At 47.2% G+C, this 18,600-nt stretch carries 18 protein-coding genes; 10 read left to right on the top strand and 8 right to left on the bottom strand.

Features of this window, described 5'->3' with window-relative positions:
- Nucleotides 1-7 precede the first annotated feature (7 nt).
- The 3 genes from METTU_RS18335 to METTU_RS18325 form a co-directional block, all read right to left on the bottom strand.
- Complete coding sequence (locus METTU_RS18335; protein WP_006893429.1) at nucleotides 8-1,537, bottom strand: carbon-nitrogen hydrolase family protein; 1,530 nt, start codon at nucleotides 1,535-1,537, stop codon at nucleotides 8-10.
- A 55-nt stretch (nucleotides 1,538-1,592) separates the two neighbouring features.
- Entirely contained in the window at nucleotides 1,593-2,030 is a 438-nt protein-coding gene (locus tag METTU_RS18330; RefSeq protein WP_254258037.1) for a hypothetical protein, read from the bottom strand.
- 149 nt (nucleotides 2,031-2,179) lie between these two features.
- Complete coding sequence (locus tag METTU_RS18325; RefSeq protein ID WP_006893425.1) at nucleotides 2,180-2,509, bottom strand: cupin domain-containing protein; 330 nt, start codon at nucleotides 2,507-2,509, stop codon at nucleotides 2,180-2,182.
- Between the two features lie 148 nt (nucleotides 2,510-2,657).
- Here METTU_RS18325 and METTU_RS18320 point away from each other — a divergent pair, with 148 nt between their 5' ends.
- From METTU_RS18320 to METTU_RS18300, 5 genes are all read left to right on the top strand, one after another.
- The gene (locus tag METTU_RS18320) at nucleotides 2,658-3,935 is read left to right on the top strand and encodes a TIGR03862 family flavoprotein (RefSeq protein WP_006893424.1); all 1,278 of its coding nucleotides are present in this window, start codon (nucleotides 2,658-2,660) and stop codon (nucleotides 3,933-3,935) included.
- Between the two features lie 105 nt (nucleotides 3,936-4,040).
- Nucleotides 4,041-4,883 carry a PA4780 family RIO1-like protein kinase gene (locus METTU_RS18315; protein ID WP_006893423.1) on the top strand — a complete coding sequence of 281 codons (843 nt, stop codon included), beginning with the start codon at nucleotides 4,041-4,043 and terminating at the stop codon, nucleotides 4,881-4,883.
- 3 nt (nucleotides 4,884-4,886) lie between these two features.
- Nucleotides 4,887-5,108 carry a VF530 family protein gene (locus METTU_RS18310; protein WP_006893421.1) on the top strand — a complete coding sequence of 74 codons (222 nt, stop codon included), beginning with the start codon at nucleotides 4,887-4,889 and terminating at the stop codon, nucleotides 5,106-5,108.
- Between the two features lie 241 nt (nucleotides 5,109-5,349).
- The gene (locus METTU_RS21935) at nucleotides 5,350-5,631 is read left to right on the top strand and encodes a CopG family ribbon-helix-helix protein (RefSeq protein ID WP_006893419.1); all 282 of its coding nucleotides are present in this window, start codon (nucleotides 5,350-5,352) and stop codon (nucleotides 5,629-5,631) included.
- Between the two features lie 2 nt (nucleotides 5,632-5,633).
- A complete protein-coding gene (locus METTU_RS18300) occupies nucleotides 5,634-5,927 on the top strand; it encodes a type II toxin-antitoxin system RelE/ParE family toxin (protein ID WP_006893418.1) in 294 nt (97 codons plus the stop codon).
- A 189-nt stretch (nucleotides 5,928-6,116) separates the two neighbouring features.
- Here METTU_RS18300 and METTU_RS18295 read toward each other — a convergent pair whose 3' ends face one another.
- A complete protein-coding gene (locus METTU_RS18295) occupies nucleotides 6,117-8,405 on the bottom strand; it encodes an nSTAND3 domain-containing NTPase (RefSeq protein ID WP_006893414.1) in 2,289 nt (762 codons plus the stop codon).
- A 347-nt stretch (nucleotides 8,406-8,752) separates the two neighbouring features.
- Between METTU_RS18295 and msrP the strand changes: the two genes are divergently transcribed.
- Nucleotides 8,753-9,697 (top strand): protein-methionine-sulfoxide reductase catalytic subunit MsrP, encoded by a 945-nt coding sequence (gene msrP, locus METTU_RS18290; protein WP_006893413.1) that lies wholly within the window; start codon nucleotides 8,753-8,755, stop codon nucleotides 9,695-9,697.
- Nucleotides 9,697-10,308, top strand: coding sequence for a protein-methionine-sulfoxide reductase heme-binding subunit MsrQ (msrQ, locus tag METTU_RS18285; RefSeq protein WP_006893411.1), 612 nt, complete (start codon nucleotides 9,697-9,699; stop codon nucleotides 10,306-10,308). The genes msrP and msrQ overlap by 1 nt, the downstream gene beginning before the upstream one ends.
- 5 nt (nucleotides 10,309-10,313) lie before the next feature.
- Here the strand turns inward: msrQ and METTU_RS18280 are convergent, their stop codons facing one another.
- The 4 genes from METTU_RS18280 to METTU_RS18265 form a co-directional block, all read right to left on the bottom strand.
- Complete coding sequence (locus tag METTU_RS18280; protein ID WP_006893409.1) at nucleotides 10,314-10,583, bottom strand: acylphosphatase; 270 nt, start codon at nucleotides 10,581-10,583, stop codon at nucleotides 10,314-10,316.
- On the bottom strand, nucleotides 10,583-12,907 hold the full coding sequence (rlmKL, locus tag METTU_RS18275) for a bifunctional 23S rRNA (guanine(2069)-N(7))-methyltransferase RlmK/23S rRNA (guanine(2445)-N(2))-methyltransferase RlmL (protein WP_006893407.1): 2,325 nt from the start codon (nucleotides 12,905-12,907) through the stop codon (nucleotides 10,583-10,585). The genes METTU_RS18280 and rlmKL overlap by 1 nt, the downstream gene beginning before the upstream one ends.
- A gap of 180 nt (nucleotides 12,908-13,087) precedes the next feature.
- A complete protein-coding gene (bamJ, locus tag METTU_RS18270) occupies nucleotides 13,088-13,510 on the bottom strand; it encodes a BamJ family beta-barrel-assembly machinery protein (RefSeq protein ID WP_302050598.1) in 423 nt (140 codons plus the stop codon).
- Between the two features lie 98 nt (nucleotides 13,511-13,608).
- Nucleotides 13,609-14,205: a transglycosylase SLT domain-containing protein gene (locus METTU_RS18265; protein ID WP_006893405.1), complete on the bottom strand. Its 597-nt coding sequence runs from the start codon at nucleotides 14,203-14,205 to the stop codon at nucleotides 13,609-13,611.
- A 143-nt stretch (nucleotides 14,206-14,348) separates the two neighbouring features.
- Here METTU_RS18265 and METTU_RS18260 point away from each other — a divergent pair, with 143 nt between their 5' ends.
- The 3 genes from METTU_RS18260 to METTU_RS18250 all read left to right on the top strand — a co-directional run bounded on the left by METTU_RS18260 (nucleotide 14,349) and on the right by METTU_RS18250 (nucleotide 18,419).
- Nucleotides 14,349-14,969, top strand: a complete 621-nt coding sequence (locus METTU_RS18260; protein ID WP_006893404.1) for a PilZ domain-containing protein — start codon at nucleotides 14,349-14,351, stop codon at nucleotides 14,967-14,969.
- Nucleotides 14,970-15,696: 727 nt separating this feature from the next.
- Complete coding sequence (locus METTU_RS18255; protein WP_006893402.1) at nucleotides 15,697-16,170, top strand: (2Fe-2S)-binding protein; 474 nt, start codon at nucleotides 15,697-15,699, stop codon at nucleotides 16,168-16,170.
- Nucleotides 16,167-18,419 (top strand): xanthine dehydrogenase family protein molybdopterin-binding subunit, encoded by a 2,253-nt coding sequence (locus METTU_RS18250; RefSeq protein WP_006893400.1) that lies wholly within the window; start codon nucleotides 16,167-16,169, stop codon nucleotides 18,417-18,419. Before METTU_RS18255 ends, METTU_RS18250 begins: the two co-directional genes overlap by 4 nt.
- The last annotated feature ends 181 nt before the right edge of the window (nucleotides 18,420-18,600 follow it).

The following is an 18,600-nucleotide window of genomic DNA, read 5'->3' as shown; positions in this document are numbered from 1 at the left end:
TTGCGGTTTAAAACCACTCCAGGCGATACAAATCAGGACGCCGATTGGCAAGATTACGAGCGGCGCCGCGCGTACGGACTTGTTTTAATAAATCCAGGTTAACATCGGCAATCAAGGTCATTTCGGTGTTTGGCGTCGCTTCCGCTAAGATCGCATCATGCGGAAATGAAAAATCGCTGGGACTGAAAATGGCCGCTTGCGCGTATTGGATGTCCATATTCTCCGCATACGGTAAATTGCCGACACTACCGGTAATCGCTACAAAACATTCATTTTCAATGGCGCGGGCATGAGAGCAATAGCGTACCCGTTGGTAGGCATTCTTGGTGTCGGTCCAGAAGGGGACAAAAATGATTTGCGCGCCCTGAATGGTTGCCAAGCGGGCAAGTTCGGGGAATTCGGAATCGTAACAGATTAATACCGCGATTTTGCCGCAATCGGTATCGAACACCTTTAACGCATCGCCGCCTTTAACGCCCCAACAACTGACTTCGTCAATCGTGACATGGATTTTGTATTGGGCTTCAAAAGTGCCGTCGCGTCTGAGCAGCCACGACACGTTATAGAGTTCGTGGGCGCTATACTCCGGCATGGAGCCGGCAATAATATTGATATTGTAAGACATGGCCATTTCCAATAAGCCATTGCGGATTTCACTGGTAAAACCCGCCAAGGCGCGAATGGCATCGGGAGGGCTTTTATCATTAAACAAGCCCATCAGCGGTGCGCTCATATACTCGGGAAAGAGTACAAAGTCGGCGTGGTAACCCGCTACCGCATCAATGAAAAATTCGGCATGCTTGAGCAATTCTTCGACGCTGGTCAAGGTCCGCATCTGCCATTGTACAACGCCTAAGCGGATGACATTTTTGGAGCTGCCTAGCGATGGCGTTTTATCGACATAATCAAGATTGACCCATTCAAGCAGGGTAGCATAGCCCTTCGAATCGAGATCCACAGGAAGATAGCCGGTTAACAGCTTGCGTACATGGAAACCGTTAAACAGCTGAAACGAAAGTACCGGGTCATAAATTTCCCGATTCTTGACCTCTTCGATATAACGCACCGGCGTTAGCGTATCGGCGTATTTGGCATAGCCGGGAATTCGTCCACCGGCAATAAATCGACGTAAATTCAGGTTGCGGCATAACTCTTTGCGCGCATCGTACAACCGTCGGCCCAAGCGCAGGCCGCGATATTTTGGATGGACAAAAATATCGACGCCGTACAAGGTGTCGCCGTGCGGGTCGTGATGGGTCAGGTAACCATTGCTGGTAATTTGAGCGTAGGTGTGGACATCGCCAAAGCGGGCATAATCAACGACCATGCTTAATGCCGCGGCCACTAACAGGCCATTATCTTCAATGACAATCTGCCCTTGAGGGAAACGGGTAATTTGGGACGTATACTGGTCTTTCTTCCAGGCTCCGCCCAAATTACCGTAGACATGCTCCATTAAAACCGCAATATTATCGTAATCGTCAAGGGTCAGATGCCGAAGTAAAAGCTTATGTTTTTTGATCTTGTCTTTTTTCATAGTCAAAAAGTATAACTTTGCTTTTTGACGGCTTTATTACAATGTGATTAATCCATTATTTTTTTGAAGAATTCGGACGGCCTGTTTTAACTTTTTCAACCTGTTCGACGGCTTGTTTGAGTTCGGCAAGGCTCAATTGGGTAAGTAACTGGAGTCCCGCACGAAGAAGTTCGCCTTTTTTAACATGGATTCCCTCTGCCAGGCAGGTTTGCTTGAGTTCTGAAATTTTCAGGTAATCATGTTCCGGAAAAGAAAAACTATCCCTGATCACTTTTTCTTTAATGGATTTTCTTTTTTTAACCGACGTTTCCGCTTCTTTTTCAGGTATCTCAACGGCTTCTTTGACTTCAGCAGTATTGCCGGTTTTTACTGTTGATGGCTTTCTTAAGGGTTTTTGGGTTACTTTATGCTCTGTTAATGATTCGGTAATCGGTTGATTTTCCGGCTGTTCAGTTGCGGTTTTTTGGGATTTAGGTTGTCTTGGGGTCATCATTGTTCTCAATCATACTTAAATAAAAAAACAGTATATACCGTTTATACTGTTTTTATGATTGTATTTTGTTAAATGAATCTTGGTTGAGACAATGCCGGATCAGTGTTGCGCGGTGTGCCGAAAGTTCGAATGAGGCTGCTAATGTTACCTCAGCGCAGATGAGCTGCCAGCCAGATGGTGTGAAGGCCGGGCGGAGTCCATTCAACCCGATGTCGGGTATGTGCAGGAATCAACAGATAATCACCGGCAATTAAATGAAAGGTTTGACGGTCTTTTTCGTAAAGGAGTGTTGCCTCTCCTTGAAGCAGCATTATCCATTCATCCCAATCCTGATCGTACCATTGTCCTGCCGGGGTAATATGGCCCTGGGATATAATGCGTTCAATTTGAATGTTATCCCGCTTGAAAATGCATTCAATGAGCTCTTCCGGTAATTGATCCGGTATGTTTTTAAAAATGTTGGCGTTAACAGGATTCATCTGCTTTTTGGGGCGATAGTGGGGTTTATTTTATGAATTCAATGACAAAATGGTATTGTATAATAGTTGTTTTAGATACTCTGTAAGTAATGGAAACTTCGAGCTATGAATCAATTTAATTGTAGAGAGCAAGGCAATCAGTAATACATTGATAAGCCTAACGGTAGGGAACCAGGGTAACCACGGGACCGTTGCGATTATCGGCGGCGGCCCGGCCGGATTGATGGCAGCGGAAGTTTTAAGCCAAGCGGGTGTGAAGGTTGATCTTTACGATGCCATGCCTTCCGTGGGACGGAAGTTTTTGATGGCAGGGAAGGGCGGAATGAATATTACCCACTCCGAGCCGTTCGATAAGTTTTTGTCCCGCTACGGCTCCCGTCAATCCTATATTAAACCGATGCTTGATAGGTTTGGACCCGAGGCTTTAAGAGCATGGGTACAGGGTTTGGGCATTGCGACTTTCATCGGTTCGTCAGGAAAGGTGTTTCCTGTCGATATGAAAGCCGCGCCTTTGTTACGTGCATGGTTGCATCGATTGCGTGCAAACGGTGTCAATTTTTATATGCGCCATCAATGGTTAGGCTGGGATGATGATGGGATGCTGCGTTTTTTAACGCCGGAGGGTGAGAAGAAAGTCAGCGACGATGCCGTGGTTCTGGCTTTGGGCGGCGGTAGCTGGGCGCGACTGGGTTCTACAGGCGCGTGGGTGCCGCTGCTGGCACGGCGAGGAATTTCGGTTGAGCCGCTGCAGCCCTCGAATTGCGGGTTTGACGTGGTTTGGAGCGAGTTTTTTCGCAGTCGTTTTGCCGGACAGCCTTTGAAGTCAGTGCAAGCGTCTTTTTCCAATTCGACCGGCGCTGAATTTTGTCAGTTGGGCGAGTTGGTCGTCACTGCGGATGGTGTTGAGGGGAGTTTGATTTACAAGATGTCTGCACTGCTGCGTGAACAGATTGCGGTATCGGGAACGGCGTTGATTTATCTTGATCTCGCTCCCGGCAGGGATAAACAGTTTCTTATCGACAGGATTTCGCAGCCGCGCGGCAAGCACAGCATGGCAAATCACCTTCGTAAGCGAATCGGCATCGATAGCTTAAAGGCCGGCTTGCTGAGGGAAGCTTTATCGAAGGAGGATTTCGATGATCCGGTTCGTCTTTGCGAAGCTATCAAGGCGCTGCCGGTTAAACTGCTTGCCGCAAGGCCGATTGATGAGGCGATCAGTAGTGCGGGCGGCGTTACCTTTGAGGCGCTCGACGAGCGTTTAATGGTACGTTCCGCGCCGGGTGTATTCTGCGCCGGTGAAATGCTGGACTGGGAAGCGCCGACCGGCGGGTATTTGTTAACTGCCTGTTTTGCCGGCGGGCGTGTTGCAGGGGAGGGCGTGTTGGCTTGGTTGCAGAGCGAAGGCAAATCGCTGTCAGCATCATAAAATAAACTAAAATACTAACAAAAGAATTACCGGATCAAAGTCTATGTCGAAGAAAAAGGTCGCAAGTGTTTTTAACTTTTACCAGGGTAGCGTACAAGGGCGGCTATGAAAACTCCAAAAAGTATTGAACCGCTGGTGCGGGACGGCCTCGTTGATGAGGTACTTCGTCCGTTAAAGAGCGGTAAAGAGGCAGCTGTCTACGTGGTACTCTCCGAAGGCGAGATACGTTGCGCTAAAGTCTATAAAGATGTTAATCAACGCGGTTTCCACAAGCAGGCCCAGTACCAGGAAGGGCGCAAGGTGAGAAACAGCCGTCAGGCGCGCGCGATGGAGAAAAACAGCCGGTTTGGGCGGCAGCAGCAGGAAGAGGTGTGGCAAAACGCCGAAGTGGATGCGTTATACCGTCTCGCCGCCGCCGGTGTGCGCGTTCCGCAGCCCTACAATTTCGTCGAAGGCGTGTTGTTGATGGAATTGGTTACGGATGAACATGGCAACGCCGCGCCCAGATTGAACGATCTTGAATTGAGCCGGGAGCAAGCGCTTGAGTACCACGGCTTGCTGATTAAGGAAGTGGTCAGGATGCTTTGCGCCGGACTGGTGCATGGCGATCTTTCCGAATACAACATACTGGTTGACGCCAATGGCCCGGTCATCATCGATCTGCCTCAGGCGGTTGATGCGGCGGCGAACAATAATGCCGCCAGAATGCTGGAGCGCGATGTCGACAATCTGGCCGATTATTTTGGCCGTTTTGCGCCTGAGCTGCTCAAAACCGAATACGGTAAAGAGATCTGGAAGCTCTATGAAAGCGGCGATTTAACGCCGCAAGTTGAATTGACCGGTCGATTTAAGGCTAGTAATAAAATAGCCGATGTTCGCAGTATCATGCGGGAAATCAATGATGCGCGAGATGAAGCGATACAGCGACGTTATGAGCATGAAGATTAGGCTATGAGTGACAAACAACCGGGAAATCCATTGCATGGCGTTACTTTGGAAAGGATGCTTACCGAGTTGGTAGCGGATTACGGTTGGGCCGAACTGGGCAGGTTGATCGACATCCGATGTTTTAATAACGACCCAAGCATCAAATCGAGTTTGAAGTTTTTGAGAAAGACCGAGTGGGCTAGAAAACAGGTTGAAGAACTGTATCTCACTAAAAAAGACGGCTGAATATTATGTTTATAATAACTTATGAGCCGGATCGTCAGACTGTATAAAGCGTGGGTATCTTTTGCCAGTGTAGTATGCGCGCAATAATCAAGCTCCCATTGCTTAAGGCGTCTGTATGAATTTTCGATTTCCTGAGCTTTGCCTGAAAACACTCATTTAGAAAAATACAGTTGACTACGATAAAAAAAACGGACAGTGTAGGCGAGTGTCTTACAATTTAACCACATTCGGTATAAACGCTATGACTACTACGCAATTTTCAATCAGGCTTTCGGATGATCTAAAGAAAAGCCTTGAGACAATCAGTAAAATTTCTCATCGTTCGCAAGCGCAAATTGCAGCTAAAGCAATAGCCGAATATGTGAAAAAAACTGAATGGAAGCTTAAGTCCATACAAGAAGCCAAGAAAGAAGCGGACAATGGTATTTTTGTCTCTCAAGAAGCTACCCTGGATTGGTTGGATTCATGGGGGAATGAAAACGAACTGCCGGCACCGGATCCCGATATATTCCCTAACAAGTAAATATGAAGTTTGTTTTACTGCCATCCGCAAAAGAAGATTTAAAGGAAATCAGACAATATATTTCCAAGGAAAATCCTACCGCTTCAAAAATGGTTTCCGAAAGAATAAAAAAAGCTTTATTGATGCTAACTGAACAGCCGCTTATCGGGCATGTTACTGATGATGAAGAAGTTTTAGAGTGGCACATACCGGGACTTCCCTATACTTTACCCTATCGAATCGTTAACAACGAAATTCAAATACTTCGCGTTTTTCATGAGGCACAAAATAGGCCCGGTAAATGGGAATGCAATTAACATAATGATTATGAACTAAGGTTTAGGAGTTCAATAAGTGGGGTAGGTTGTGCAACATCTTGCCGTTGCACAATATTTTGGCGTCCGATTCCGATGATGCGATGGCGGTGGACAAAACCGGAATCCGTCGCCATTTTAAAGCATAGGAATGTTGGGCATAACATGGCCAATCTACAGCACTGCAACCCGTTACAAATCCACATCATCAAAAATAGATCGTCGGTTATTTTTATCATCCTCATGCCTATTTTGATTAAATAATTCTTCCTTGTCTTTTTTATCTTCGGGTAATTCGGATTTTAATTCCTCAACAATTAGGTCTATTTTTTTCAATGTGTTGTCGATTTTTTCGGTAATTGTTTTATCTTCTTCAAACTCATTTTTATATTCTTCTAGTGCATCTTTTAGTTCTTCGAAATATTCTTCTGGATCATCCCCGTAATTATAATTTCTTTTCCATTGAACAATTTCTTTATCTAAATTAGGAATTAATTTAGTTTTAACTTTATCAAGAAGGCTATTCAATTCATCAGGAGTCATTAAACTTTTGATTTCTGCTTTCAAAAATCCTGAATCAGGTATGTCAATTGCTAGCTCCGAAATAGCAGTTACAACTCGAAGTCTTTCTGCTTCTGGTAAGAGCCTGAAACTTAATAGACGAACAATAACATCAACTTCTGATGACCAATACAGATACGGATTTACACTTAATTTCTGAATAAATTGTCGATTGCTAGCAGTAAATGATTCTAAAAACTTACTATCACAGCGGCGCGAAAGAAAACGGTTTAAAGATAAATTATTGTGCCACTTTGAGGTACCAAGAGATTTAATACGAGTGATTAAAATGTCATAACGATTAATAGGGATAATAACTTTCACACCGTCAATACCAACATCTCCACACGATACCTCATTAAATAATTTTTCTAATGGTGAGCCAGCTAGGTAAATATCCATCAACTCCAAATCATCTGCTACTAATGAAGCAAAAGCATCACGAATAGTTGGATGTTTAAAGCGGTAGATGTGGTCACCATTTTCTAATGTTCGGATCAATAAACTTTCGTTAAGCGCAGTAAAAGCTCTGCGAACCCCATCACTTGAACCTCCTATTAAAGAAACAGCTTTATTCTCCTCTGGCGTTGGGTCAATCGGGCTTGGCAAAACACCTCCACGCATAAATACGAGTGCAACAGCCGAGAGACTTTCTTTATCAATTGTCTGAATGATTTCACGAAGAAACTCTTTAGGATGAACTATAAAATTATTCAGCCCCCAGTCTGAAATATGAAGTTCTTTTGTAAAAAAAGGGTTGCCTAACCGCCGCGCAATTTCAGGGGTAAATTGTGGAATACTTGGAACCTTAGAAAGGTATTGCTTAATTTCTTTTTTGAATTTATTTGGTTGAGAACCTAACTTAATATGATTATAAAGAATTTGCTCACGCTCTAACAAAGTAATGTTCTGTACATGAATTACAACTTGAGATTCTTTCATTACAGGTAGGGCAGATTCCTTGAAATGGTCTTTAGCTCTGTTATAAATATAGTCACGGGAAGTAAATAGTATTTTGGCCCCGCTTTTGATTGCAGCTTGAATATGAGGAAACACGCGATTCCAATCAAATGTACTAGACCAATCAATTTGTGTTGCTCCAAAAGCATCATCCACCCAAAAGAATTGTTTAGGCTCGTGGGGATTCCAATGGGTTTTAAAATGATTGGCGTCACAAATTTTAATGGTTGAACACCCCCATTCATCCAATGCGCCTACAGCTAATGCGGCGGCAATGGTAGATTTTCCACAAGCAGGTTCGCCAAGTAATAATACAAAACCATGATTGATTAGCGCCTGGGCACTTTTTTGATAAGCATCAGTTCTAACGAATTTTGACAAATCATCGCCTAATGCACTTAGAATTTCTCCGGCCTGTGCGTAAGCTCGTTGATCTAAAATTTGACTCAGATCGCCAAGTCCATAAACACGCGGAACCAACATTCTAAGGCGTGGCGAGTTACGAATGATTTGCGAAATACGCTCACATCCGTAAGCTGCAAAATGCTTTAAACCTGGAGTTTTTTCAAAAGCTGCTTTTATTTTTTCTTCGCTTACTCCGGTTAAACGGGCATTTGTAAATAGAATGTAATTATCTGCCAAACCACGAGAGGCAAGGCGTTCGGCTTTCGCTAGCTCATCTTTTAAATCAGAAAGAGTAAGGGTCTTGTCGCGTTTAGCAGTAAATTTACATTGCACGGTAAATGCACCGTGAAATGATTCTCCTTGTTTGCTGTTCCATGCTCCATGAAATGCTCCATCTCGTCCACCATCATGCGAGTCAAAAAAACTTTGAACAGTGTGCCCCCAAATGTCACTGATTATTGTTATACAAAGGTCTTGAAAAGCCTTCCAGCCTAAGGAATGAAGTTCATAAGTTATTTCTGTTGCTTGTACTTTTGATTGTTTAGGTTCTAGCATAATCTGGGTTCGAAATAGGAGTATTTGTAATCAATGGGGGGCTCGATTAATTTTGAATGCCAAGTTAGTGAAGTAATCACCTAAAGTCGAAAGGCGTATAAAAGAAGCTTATGTGGCGCGTTGTATAGTGGGTAGTCTACGGTGCTAAAGACGATTTGCCAATGATGATTGATTTTCAAACGATGAAGAAGTTATCGAAATTCCGGCTCATGTTGAGATGAATACGTTTTTAACAAAACCACGTTAACTGCAATTGATTCTCCGGTTGTCAATATTAACGATGTTAAAACGGTTTGATGTATTATTTAAGCTCCATAGGGTAAACGTCCGGAACAAAGGAGTTGAGCATGTTAATTAAAACCAAATCAAACATCTTAAGCAGCGAAATCACTGACCGGGCGGTTTTTGAATCCCGACGGGAGTTTATTAAAGCGGCAACTATATTTTCAGCGGGGATTATGTTGCCGAGTTCAGGACATGCAGAAACGGGAAAATATGCCGACGTGCCGATTGGGCCTTATTCCGCAAAGTTACCGGTCACCGGTCGCGAGGATGTTACCAGCTATACCAATTACTATGAGTTCTCCTCGAATAAAAAAGATTCGACGGTTTTAGCCAGGGCCTTAAAAACCAAGCCATGGAGTGTGGAAGTTGCAGGCGAGGTGGAAAAACCGGGCGTTTACAATCTGGAAGATATTCTAAAAGACAATCCTGTGCAGGAACGCATTTACCGGTTCCGCTGCGTGGAGGCTTGGTCTATGGTGGTGCCGTGGATAGGCTTTCCATTGGGCGAAATGCTGAAGCGGTTTAAGCCTACTTCAAAAGCAAAGTTTGTCGAATTTACCACGATTTATAATCCGGAAGTCATGATCGGTCAGCGCTCCGGTGGATTAGACTGGCCTTATGTGGAAGGTTTGCGTATCGATGAAGCCATGCATCCGTTAACGATGATGGTTACCGGCATGTATGGCGATGAGCTGCCCAATCAGAATGGTGCGCCGTTGCGCTTGATTGTGCCGTGGAAGTATGGATTCAAAAGTATCAAGGCGATTGTCAAAATCCGTTTTACCGAAAACATGCCTGAAACCGCTTGGCATAAAAACGCGCCTAATGAGTACGGCTTCTATGCCAACGTTAATCCTGAAGTGTCTCATCCACGATGGAGCCAAAGCCGTGAGCGGGTGCTGGGCAGCAGTCTTTTTACTCCGAAGCGCGATACCGAAAAGTTTAACGGCTATGGTGCGGAGGTCGCGGCGCTTTATTCCGATATGGATCTAAAGCAGTATTTTTGATGTTACCCGGCAAAAAAGGCTGGGCGGCCATAAAAATTATCGTTTTTTTACTGAGTTTAGTGCCTTTCGGCTTGCTGTTGAAGGATGCAATCAACGATCAACTTGGCGCGAATCCAATAGAAACCCTGCATTTCGGCTTTGGCGATTGGGCTTTACGGTTTTTGTGCATCGGTTTGGCGCTGTCGCCCAGTAAAACAGTAACGGGACAGAATTGGCCGATGCGCTTTAGGCGAATGATGGGCTTGTTCGCTTTTTTTTACGCCAGTCTGCATTTGCTGGTTTTTATCGTGCTTGATTTGTCGCTTTCCTGGGAAGCATTTAAGGACGAGGTGCCGAAAAGTCCTTATATACTGATGGGCTTGCTGACTTATTTGTTGCTGTTTCCTTTAGCTGTCACTTCAACAAAAAAAATGCAGAAAAGGTTGGGACGAAGCTGGATAAAACTGCACCAGCTAGTCTATGTGGCAGGGTTAACGGCTGTCGTACATTATTTTTGGCTGGTAAAAGCGGATTATACCGAGCCGTTGATTTATGCCGTGGTGATAGGCGCTGTACTGGGCATACGTGTTGCCGTTTATTACAGGAAGAGGGCTAAAGTTTTCGTTTCTTAAAATTGTTAGTGTATTTCAAAAGACGTTAACAATTCACCCGGTTGAAGTTCAGTGATTTCAACATGATCGACTCGGGCGGTTATAGGCCCTTTGTGGCACCATTTAATAAACTTTTCAATAGCCATGCTTCCTGCTTCGGCGATGATTTCAACCCGGCCATCCGGGAGGTTTTTGACGCTGCCTTTTATGGCGAAGTGTTTGGCCTTGTTCTGGGTAAAGAGGCGAAAATAAACGCCTTGAACTCGACCGGAAATCAGGATCTTAACTTTACGCATCACTCTTGAATTCTCCAGCAATAATGAATTTTTGGGTTACGGGCAAAATCTTCCGGAATAGTTGCCGCGCTAATGTCTTCTACAATTAAATCGGACAATGCCTGTTTGTCGATTTTAAAACGCCTGAAATTAGTGGAGAAGTATAGGACACCTCCCGGCGACAGCAAAGAAATTGCGTTGTTGATCAATTGCACATGGTCATTTTGTATATCGAACACGGCGTCCATCCGTTTCGAATTGGAAAACGTCGGTGGATCGAGGAAAATTAAGTCGTAGTGTCTGTTAGCCAGCTGAGCTTCGGCGGCTAGCCATTCCAGACAATCAGCTTGTATAAACTCATGCGCCCCTTCGTTGGCATTCAGTGCCATGTTCTTTTTTGCCCAGTTGATATAAGTATTGGACATATCGACGGTCGTCGTTGATTTGGCGCCACCCATGGCCGCATGGACCGTCGCGCTGCCGGTATAGGCAAACAGGTTTAAAAAGCTTTTATCTTTGGCTTGTTTTTGAATCAGCATCCGAATCGGCCGGTGATCAAGGAATAACCCGGTATCCAGATAATCTTCGAAATTTACCAGTAATTTGCAGCCGCCTTCTTCGATGATGTGGAAACGTCCCTGGTCATCGTGTTTTTCGTACTGATCGGTGCTTTTTTGCTTGCGGCGTATTTTCAGGAAAACCTGCTCGCGATTGACGCCAAGTACGCGGGGGATTTCGGCCAGCAGTCCCGCCAATCGCTGATCGGCTTTGTGTTGATCGATGCTTTTGGGCGGTTCGTATTCCTGTACATTGATCCAGGTTTGATCGCCTACAGGGATGTAGGCGAGGGGCGTGAGCTGGGAGCGGCAAGCTTCTCCTTGATAAATATCGACGGCAACCGCGTATTCCGGCAAATCGGCATCGTAGACCCGATAGCAGGTGATGCGATTTTGCTTGGCCCAATTGGACAGTTTTTTCAGGTTCTTTTTGAGCCGGTTGGCGAACATTTCCGCTCCCAATTCACTTACATCTTGCTCGGCAAGCGTGTCGGCGCTGGTAGTTTCGGGTTGCGGCGTGGTTTTAGTCTGAGTTGCTTGAGCAATCCGCTGTTCCTGAATTTTTCCGGTTTCAATCGCCTGAGCAATGCGCTCTTCCTGCGTCTTGGCTTTGGGGATGAAGAAATTGCTTTCTTCAATATCCAGCCGTAACAGTTTGCATTCAAGCGCGCCGTTGAACAGGGTGATCGGCTTTTGCGAGCGTAGCCCTAAGCGAAAGCCCAGTTCCGGGTTGCTGATAATCATTGCGGCCTTCCAGCCGATAAAATGCGCTTTCAGCGACTCGCCGAATTTTTTATATAACTCGGCCGTTTCCTGCTCGTCGCCCAAGCGTTCGCCATAAGGCGGGTTACAGATCAACAGGCCGGGTTTCCAGCTTTCGGCGGGTTCCGCGTCTTCAATGTCGCGGCGTTCGACATGGATTTTATTTTGCAGACCGGCATTGGCGATATGCGCCAGAGCGGTGTTGACGGTATGGCGATTTTGGTCGAAACCCACGATAACCGGCAGTTTTTCCAGGCCGATCTTTTTGCGTTGTTCGGCTTCCGCGCGTAATTTTTTCCAGCATTGCGCATCGTGTTTTTTCCAGCCGGTAAAGCCGAAATAATCGCGCAGCAAACCGGGGGCGTAATCGGCGGCGATCATTGCGCCTTCCAGCAACAGCGTTCCGGAACCGCACATCGGGTCGATTAATGAACCCTGTTGCTTGGCGATTTGGGGCCAGCCGCTACGCAGCAACATGGCTGCTGCAAGATTTTCCTTCATCGGAGCTTTGATGCTGACATCCCGATAACCGCGACGATGCAGGCTTTCGCCGGATAGGTCGAGGCTCAGTTGAGCATTTTCGCCATTCAAATACACATTGATGCGGATATTGGGCTGTTCGGTATTGATGCTGGGCCGGGTTTGAAACCTTGCCCGCATCTGATCGACGATGGCGTCTTTAACTTTTAATGCGCCAAAGTGGGTGTTGTTAATCGCCGCTGAGTTTTTCGCACTGAACGAGACGGCAAAGCTGTCTTCAGGATTAATATGCTCGAACCAGTCGATTTTTTGTACGCCGTTATAAAGGTCTTCCTGGGTTTTTACCTCGAAAGAGCTTAGCACCAGTAAAATCCGATTTGCAGTTCTTGACCACAGGCAGGCCCGGTAAGCGGTTTCCAAGTCTCCCTGAAAAGCGACGCCGGCTAGGGTGGCCTTGATATTGTTGACGCCGAGCGCTTGGAGTTCATCGGTCAGGATGGTTTCCATCGCCTTAGGTGTTGTAGCAAATAGTTGGTAAGTGGGCATAAGAGCTTAGGCAAAAGGCGAAAGGCAAAATGTCCAAAGCCGGCTTTGGACCCCTTTAACGCTGGAGTTCAAAGCCGGCTTTGAATAGTCGGAACGGATGATCGGGTACTGTTTAAGGCTGTGCAGTAGATGCAAAGCAACGGTTTTTTGCCCTTTGCCTTGCGCCTTTAGCCTGCTTTGTTACTGAATCTTGATCAGCTCAACATCGAAGATCAATGCGGCATTCGGGCCGATGGCGCGGCCTGCGCCTTGTTCGCCGTATGCGAGTTCTGATGGAATATAAAAGCGGTATTTTGCACCTTCTTTCATGAGTTGCACGCCTTCAGTCCATCCGGCGATGACTCTGTTTAGCGGGAATGTAGCCGGTTCGCCGCGGCTGTAAGAGCTGTCGAACTCTTCGCCGTCAATGGTTGTGCCCTTGTAATGTACGGTAACGTTATCGGTGGCTGAAGGTGAAGCGGTGCCGGTTCCGGGGGTTAATACTTCGTATTGCAAGCCGGTTGCAGTCGTTACGATATTGGCTTTTTTAGCGTTTTCTGCAAGGAAGGCTGTTCCTGCGGCTTTATTTTCTGCGGGGGTGGTGGCATTGGCCAGTGAAAACATAGTAAATCCTATAAGAAGAACGGTGACGATTGAAAGAACTTTAGTTTGAATTTTTCTCACGACTTATCCTTTATTGTTAACGTAGAATCGATAGTTTATCAAAAAAACCAGCCTTTGTTTCCTAAATCGTTTTGGCATTCGCCTAATTGGCTTTGGAAAAGTTTTGCCCGCTTGGCTACTTTGTTGGCAATCTGTACCAGCCCCGCTTTTTGCAAATAGCTTTTGCGTTGATAACCGCCATGTCCTTCATGGTAGGCGAGATATAAATTCTTGGCGTCCAGTTTCGATATGCCCAGCCGGGTGTGGCTGATGCTGCAATACCAGCCGATAAAATCGGCGGCATCGGCAAAGTCTTCCCGATCGGCTCCCCAGCTGCCTGCCTTGTCCTGATAGCTGTCCCAGGTTTCATCTTTGGCTTGGGCATAGCCATAGGCGCTGCTGGCTCGGGGCAGGGGAATAAACCCCAGCAACCAGGGGCGCGGCGGTTGTGCATCGGCGACAAAGTGCGACTCCTGATGCATGATCGCCATTTGAACGGGAATAGGCACGCCCCATTTCTCAAATGAGCTTTTAGCGTCATCATACCAGCCGTCTTTCTCCCTGAAAGTAGAGCATATATTGTCACCGTTTTTAGGCGTGAGGGCCGTGCAGGCCGTCAGGGACAGTAACAAGAGCGGGATGAATAGCTTTTTCATGATGCGGCGAGTCTGTGTGGGGTTCGGATATTGTAGGCGATAAAATAGAAAGAAAAATATAACACAGACACTATAATTGCACGAGATGGCCTTGCACGGTATTTGAACAATAAGGCAAATGGATAATTAGAGAGGAAAGTCAGATGAATTTAGATTTAAACCGGCCTTATCGAAAAAACTTAACGTCGCATGGTCTGATTTATATGGGAGGAGAAGAGCAGGAAATCATCATTAAAGATATTTCGTTAACCGGTGTGCTTGCAGAGTTAAAGTGCGACCAGGCGAGTCCCAAAGACGCCAAGGATATTTTTAATATGTTGTCCGCATCGACGACGATAGATTTGTATCTTCCGGAAATGCGTTTGGCCGGTGAGGCTGAGGTGGTCAGGGTTGATATGCTGAATAATCATATATTGCTGGCGCTGGAATTTAGAAATATTACTTATGACGTTGATAATCAACTGTATAAGAGAAAAGTGTATAGAAAAAACATGACGGTTCCAGGCAGAATCCTGCTAAATGGTGAATATCATGAGTTTCATACCGTCAATGCTTCAGTGGACGGGTTAATGATTAACCTTGCTGAATCCATCGCTGTGGATGCGGGTGAGATAACCGTGTTTGAAATTGAGCGGTTGGCGTTGGAAGGTGAGATAAAAGTGATATGGGCTGAGCGCACTGCCGATGGTGGAATATTGCTCGGCTTGCAATATGTGCATATGGAAAAAACAGTGATTAAGGGGGTACCCCGTTTTGCCCGCTAACAAGCTGCATAACCTCTTGCCACCAGGAAAGCCGGTAAGATGACACCCATCAATAGATGCTAAAGGCGACATTGCTTTTTTCGGTAATTGCGATACGCCGCGTATCCAGCGTAGATAGTGATATTCCATTTCTTAACCGGTTTGCTGCAAAAAAAGCTTCCAGCTGAACCTGCATTGCTTGTTATCCGAAAAGAACCAAAGCTTCGGTTTGAGCATGACCGGCAAGCCCCCATTTCTCTCATTGAACTCATTGAACTCATTCAACATTGCTATGTCGGTTAATACCGGACACTAAAAAATGACTGAGTAGTCGTGACAAATACCGAAAGTCCAAAGCTGACCCGGTGTTTCTATACAGACAGACGCTGCTGGTTAATCAGCATGGCCTGCTCGCATATCAACAGTCGAATCCAATCGCAATCCATTTGTCCGGTTTTATTCCAGCAGTCGTTTTGGCTAATTGTATTTAAATTCAGTTGGCTACAGTGCATCCGAACATGGATGCCAAGTCAGGCATTATTCGGTATAAATTTTGCTTTATCTAATAGATGGCTCCGTTCATCGTCTTCGGCATAAGGACGGGATGAGTCGATGAAAGCATCAGGTCTGGGCCTGATTATCGCGTCGAGGCAATAAGGCAAACTGCGGCTCACTTCATCGTCGACCTCTACAACGTCACCGGGGCGTAGTCTGACAAAAATAATTTATAACACACGAGAATCCACTTATGAGCAAATACAAACTCAACATAAACGGTGTGCAGAAAACCGTAGATGTTGCCGCTGAGACCCCTTTGTTGTGGGTGCTGCGCGATCATTTAAACCTGGTCGGGACTAAATTCGGCTGTGGCATCGGCCAGTGCGGTGCATGCACGGTGCATATTGACGGACAACCTACAAGGGCCTGTCTGACGCCGATCTCCAGTGTGGGTAAAAGTCAGATAACCACCATAGAAGGGCTGAATCCAAATGGCGAGCATCCTTTACAAAAAGTCTGGCAGGAACTCGATGTACCGCAATGCGGTTATTGTCAGGCCGGTCAAATCATGACCGCCGCCGCGCTGCTGAAAAAAAATCCGCGTCCCACGGATGCGGATATCGACACCGCCCTGGCCGGTAACCTGTGCCGCTGCGGCACCTATCTTCGTATTCGCGCGGGCATTCATCGTGCGGCAGAAATCGTTGCTAAGGAGTCAGTATGAACGCAGACCATTTGGAAAACTCAGGACGCCGCGATTTTTTGCGCAAGTCTGCGCTGGGCGGTGGCGGACTGATGCTCGGTTTTTATCTCAATGTGGCCGACAGTGCGGCGAAACGGGTCGCTAAACCGTCCACTGTTCCGGAAACCGGAGAGTTTAAACCCAATGCCTTTATTCACATTGCACCGAACGGCACGGTGACGCTGATCAGCAAACAGCCCGAAATCGGCCAAGGCATCAAAACCTCGCTACCGATGATCATCGCCGAAGAATTGGAGGTTAACTGGAAGGACGTTGTGATCGTTCAGGGCGATCTCGATCCGATTTACGGCAGTCAAAGCGCCGGAGGTTCGCGTTCAACGCCGACCAATTACGAGGAGTTTCACCGGCTCGGCGCAACCGCACGCACCATGCTCATCCAGGCGGCCGCAGAGACTTGGAAGGTTCCGGTATCCGAACTTATCGCCCATGACAGCGCCGTTCACCATTCGCTCAGCGGGCGTAAACTCGACTATGGTCAACTGGTTGCAAAAGCCGCCACCTTACCGGTTCCCGCTCCCGAATCGGTTCAGTTGAAGGACTCTAAAAATTATAAGCTGCTGGGTACGCGCATTGGTGGCGTCGATAACCCCGGCATTGTGACCGGCAAACCCTTGTTCGGCATCGACGTGCAACTGCCCGGAATGCTGTACGCCGTTTATGAGAAATCCCCGGTTTTCGGGGGTAAGGTCGTTAGCGCCAATCTGGACAAGATCAAGTCGCTACCCGGCGTGCGTAATGCCTTTATTATCCAGGGCGGTTCCGATCTTAAGGGTTTATTGCCGGGCATCGCTATCGTAGCCGACTCGACTTGGGCGGCATTCAGCGCGCGCAAACAACTGGAAGTCGTTTGGGATGAAGGGCAGGGCGCAGATCAAAGCTGGGCCGGTTTTGCCGCCAAAGCCAATGAATTATCGACGCAGCCGGGAATGGATATTCTGCGCAATGACGGCGATGCTAAGGCTGCGCTTGCGGCAGCGGAGAAAACCGTGGAAGCGGCTTACAGTTATCCCTTTATCTCGCACGCCAGTATAGAACCGCAGAATTGCACGGCCTGGTATAAGGATGGGGCGATTGAAATCTGGGCGCCCACGCAAAATCCCGAAGCCGGTCAGAAAGTTGTGACCGCAACACTCGGCATCCCCAAAGATAAAATTACCTTGCACATTACCCGTAGCGGCGGCGGGTTCGGTCGGCGCTTGATTCCGGATTATATTATCGAAGCGGCGGCCATCTCCCAACATCTGACAGTGCCGGTCAAGCTGACCTGGACGCGCGAAGACGACCTGCGCCATGATCAGTATCGGGCAGGCGGTTTCCACTTCCTGCGCGGCGGACTTGATGATAAAGGCAAGCTGGTCGCCTGGCACAACCATTTTGTGACCTTTGCCAACAAGGTCGTTAAAGACGGTAAGCCGAAACTGGAACTCGGTAGCGGTGCCAACCTGTCCGGCGACGAGTTTCCCGGTCGTTGGGTTGAAAACTGCCTGCTGGAGCAAACGCCGCTGGAATGCAATATTCCAATGGGGCCTTGGCGTGCGCCGCGCAGCAACGTGTTGGCTTGGGTGTTTCACAGTTTTATCGACGAATTGGCCCATGCCGCAGGCCGCGATCCGTTGGAATTCCGTCTGGAAATCCTCGGCGATAAAGGCTTTATCCCCGGCACCGGCGAGCAAGGCATACCTTATGATGTCAATCGCATGAAGCATGTGTTGCAGCATGTGGCGGAAAAAGCCGAGTGGGGCAAGAAAACCTTGCCGCGCGGTCAAGGCCAGGGGATCGCATTTCATTTCAGTCATCGCGGTTACATTGCGCAGGTCGCTGAGGTCACCGTGTCCAGGGACGGCAAGCTCAAGGTCGACCGCGTCGTGGTTTCGACCGACATCGGCGCGCAAATCGTTAATCTCAGCGGCGCGGAAAATCAGGTTCAGGGCTCGGTGGTCGACGGCTTCGGTGCGCTGACCTTTCAGGAATTGAATATCGAGAAGGGGCGTATCGTACAGAGCAATTTCGGCGATTATCCGATGCTTCGTATAGCCGATGCCCCGACGCGGGTGGATGTGCATTTCCTGAAGACCGATAATCCGGTGACCGGCCTGGGTGAACCGGCCTTGCCGCCGTTGGCGCCTGCCGTGTGCAATGCGATCTTCGCCGCCACCGGCAAACGTGTGCGTCAATTGCCGTTGCTGAGGACCGATCTGAGCTGGAGCTGATATTTCTGGAGTGCAGGCTTCGCCTGCAAGCACAAGCGAAGCTTGCACTCCCATTCTCAGTGCTACCCATAAACCTAGAAAAATCATTTGATCCACGAAAAGCACGAAAGACACGAAAAAAATGTTTTCGTGTCTTTCGTGCTTTTCGTGGACTAACTGCGGCTTTTAGGGCAAATCACTT

The organism is Methylobacter tundripaludum SV96 (genome assembly GCF_000190755.2).
In the GTDB taxonomy this organism is placed as follows: domain Bacteria; phylum Pseudomonadota; class Gammaproteobacteria; order Methylococcales; family Methylomonadaceae; genus Methylobacter_A; species Methylobacter_A tundripaludum.
Note: the sequence above shows the minus strand (reverse complement) of the source record. Positions and strands in the feature narration are given on the sequence as shown.